Source organism: Oleiphilus sp. HI0117 (genome assembly GCF_001635235.1).
Window position 1 is genome coordinate 1 of record NZ_LWGA01000956.1, and the last position, 2,683, is coordinate 2,683.

The 2,683-nt window shown below is 47.1% G+C and carries 4 protein-coding genes; 1 reads left to right on the plus strand and 3 read right to left on the minus strand.

Going from position 1 to position 2,683, the window contains the following annotated elements; genetic code table 11:
* Positions 1 to 278: DUF4158 domain-containing protein (locus A3757_RS17115; protein ID WP_156506380.1), on the minus strand; the 278-nt coding region annotated here is incomplete at its 3' end.
* A gap of 105 nt (positions 279 to 383) precedes the next feature.
* Between A3757_RS17115 and A3757_RS17120 the strand changes: the two genes are divergently transcribed.
* The gene (locus A3757_RS17120; RefSeq protein ID WP_068509196.1) at positions 384 to 773 is read left to right on the plus strand and encodes a hypothetical protein; all 390 of its coding nucleotides are present in this window, start codon (positions 384 to 386) and stop codon (positions 771 to 773) included.
* Positions 774 to 791: 18 nt separating this feature from the next.
* Here A3757_RS17120 and rsmA read toward each other — a convergent pair whose 3' ends face one another.
* Both rsmA and pdxA read right to left on the minus strand, forming a co-directional pair.
* The gene (rsmA, locus tag A3757_RS17125; RefSeq protein WP_068511087.1) at positions 792 to 1,595 is read right to left on the minus strand and encodes a 16S rRNA (adenine(1518)-N(6)/adenine(1519)-N(6))-dimethyltransferase RsmA; all 804 of its coding nucleotides are present in this window, start codon (positions 1,593 to 1,595) and stop codon (positions 792 to 794) included.
* Between the two features lie 42 nt (positions 1,596 to 1,637).
* The gene (gene pdxA, locus A3757_RS17130) at positions 1,638 to 2,630 is read right to left on the minus strand and encodes a 4-hydroxythreonine-4-phosphate dehydrogenase PdxA (RefSeq protein ID WP_197470102.1); all 993 of its coding nucleotides are present in this window, start codon (positions 2,628 to 2,630) and stop codon (positions 1,638 to 1,640) included.
* Positions 2,631 to 2,683 lie beyond the last annotated feature (53 nt).

A 2,683-nucleotide genomic window follows, 5' to 3' on the forward strand; every position in this document is an offset into this window, starting at 1 on the left:
AACTTGAGGTCTTTAAAGTGAAATCGCGCAATAAATGCCAAGTCATCCTGCATGGATTTATAACTCGGGTTGAGCAGGATCGGTTTGCATTTGAAGTAGCCCAACAATGCAACGGCAACACAACGGTACTTGCGTTGCCGTATTCTGGATAGCTCCGCAAGTTCTTTATCATTTAGCGCGAAGTAAAACCGCTGATAAGACTCGTTGAAGGAAGGAACGCTGTATAAATCCTCGATTTCCGCGGCAGTGAGAATTGATAGCCGTTTGTCTCTGCTCATTCTTTGACCTAAAGGTCAAAGAAGATAACAAATTTTTGGTGAATTAGAAATTAATAGCCCTCTACAGGCCACGGCAGACGGGAGCTTCAGAGGGTTTTGCGATATATGGAGGCAAAATCCCTAGGACCCCAAGATGGGGGCATTACAGATTATGCTTTTGACTTACCTTTGTTGCCTAAAGATGGTTTTGTTCTGTTTCCACACTTTGCGAATATTCCGGTGCCGGGCTGGTTTGACAAGGGCTGGATCAATCAATATCGACCTTGGCGAAAACCGAGCAAAGCAAACTACGCCAAGACGATTATGCTGGTGCCATCAGAAGAATTTGTGGCCAGCCTGCCTTATAAGAAAATCCCTGATCGTCATGACTTCTTGAATCTAAGTGACCAAGAGCGAATAAGCTACTGGCGAAAGGTAGTGGCGCAAACAGAGGTCTTAACAGATGACCTGGCTACGATGCATTGGCAATCAAGAGTTGAGCCTCTGCCTTGGTAAGGCTTAGAGAGCTAGTTCTTAGTACTTTTTCCAATTCGCTAACTGAGTAAACTGTTCCACCGTCAGGTTCTCTGGTCGCAGCCCTGCATCGATATTCAAATCCTCAAGTGCTTCAGGTTCTACTGCGCCGCTGAGCGCATTACGTAGAGTTTTACGACGCTTAGTGAAGGCTGTGCGTACAATATGCTGAAGACGCTCTACCGATTCAACAGGATAAGGAAGCGTAGCATGCGGAACCAGGCGGACAATGGCTGACTCAACTTTTGGTGCCGGGTCAAATGATTCAGGGCCGACAATAAACAGTGGTTGAACACGGCAATAGTACTGAGTCATGATACCCAAGCGGCCATAGTGTGAAGTGCTCGGTGCTGCAGCCATACGCTCTACTACTTCTTTTTGTAGCATAAAATGCATGTCTTTCAGGTTAGTAATGCTTTCCAGCAAATGAAAGATGAGCGGTGTTGATATGTTATAAGGCAGGTTGCCGACGATTCTTAACTTATGTTCGTCATCTGCCAGTTGATCAAAGTCGAACTTCAAGGCATCTGATTCGTGAATGACGAAGTCGGGATAGTTAAAGAATTTTGTGCGCAGGATAGGGATCAAGTCACGATCAAGCTCTACGACTTGGAGATTTCCTTCGCTTGCCTCAAGCAAGGGTTCAGTAAGCGCACCAAGACCAGGCCCAATCTCTACCAAACGATCATCAGGTTGGGGGTTGATGCCGCTAATGATTCGGCTGATGACTGCGTCGTCATGAAGAAAGTTTTGACCAAAGCGCTTACGAGCCTGGTGACCTGCTTTCTGATTGTGTTTAGCCATCTTGCCTGCCTTCTCTTGAATTTTGGGTGTTAAACTGTTTGTTTAGCCTTGAGCGGACGCCATTTGCAAAGCGATATCTACGGCCGTTTTCAAACTACCGACATCTGCTTGCCCGCTGCCAGCGAGATCTAGTGCTGTGCCATGGTCTACTGAAGTACGGATGATCGGCAGGCCGAGCGTAATATTGACCGACTCACCAAAGCCATCGAACTTTAACACAGGTAGGCCCTGATCGTGATACATGGCCAGTACTGCATCGGCTTCTTCTAAGTATTTTTTATTGAATAAGGTATCGGCAGGTAAGGGGCCTAGTAATTCTGCCTGGCTCTTAAAGCTTGCCATAACAGGCGCAATAATATCGATTTCTTCCCTGCCCATATGGCCGTTTTCACCTGCATGAGGGTTTAAGCCTGCCACGAGAATACGTGGTTGCTTGATACCAAACTTGCTCTTCAGGTCGTCAATGAGAATCTGAATGACCTGTTTCAGGTTGTCAGGGGTAATATTACGACTAACTTCTGCTAAAGGAAGATGAGTCGTTGCTAGTGCCACTTTCATACGAGGGCTTGCTAGCATCATCACAACTTTACTAACGCCGCATCGCATTTGCAGGTGTTCGGTGTGCCCTGTGAAAGCAGTACCCGAGTCATTGATGATGCCTTTGTGTAAGGGGGCAGTAACCAAGGCATCGGCACGACCTGATGAGCAAGCATCAATCGCCTGGTCAAGGCATTCAACGACATAGGAGGCGTTGGCCACATTGAGCTGACCGGCTTGGCAAGGGCGAGCGAGCGAGACGTGTTGAATATATAGCCCAGGTTCATTTTGCCGAGAATACTCCTGCCAATCTTTTACTGAGAAGCCAAGATTCAAGAGTGCCGCCCGTTCTTCCATCATTTGCTTATCAGCAAAAATAAGCAGTGAACAGGCTAGCTCGCTTTGCGCTAGTTGAATGACTAATTCAGGGCCAATACCGGCTGGCTCACCAGGCGTGAGTGCCAGTACAGGAGGGGCGTTAGAAATATTCTCGGCCATGCTTAGGATTCTTCTGCAAACTCTTCTTTAATTTCGATATAAGCTTCGCCCTT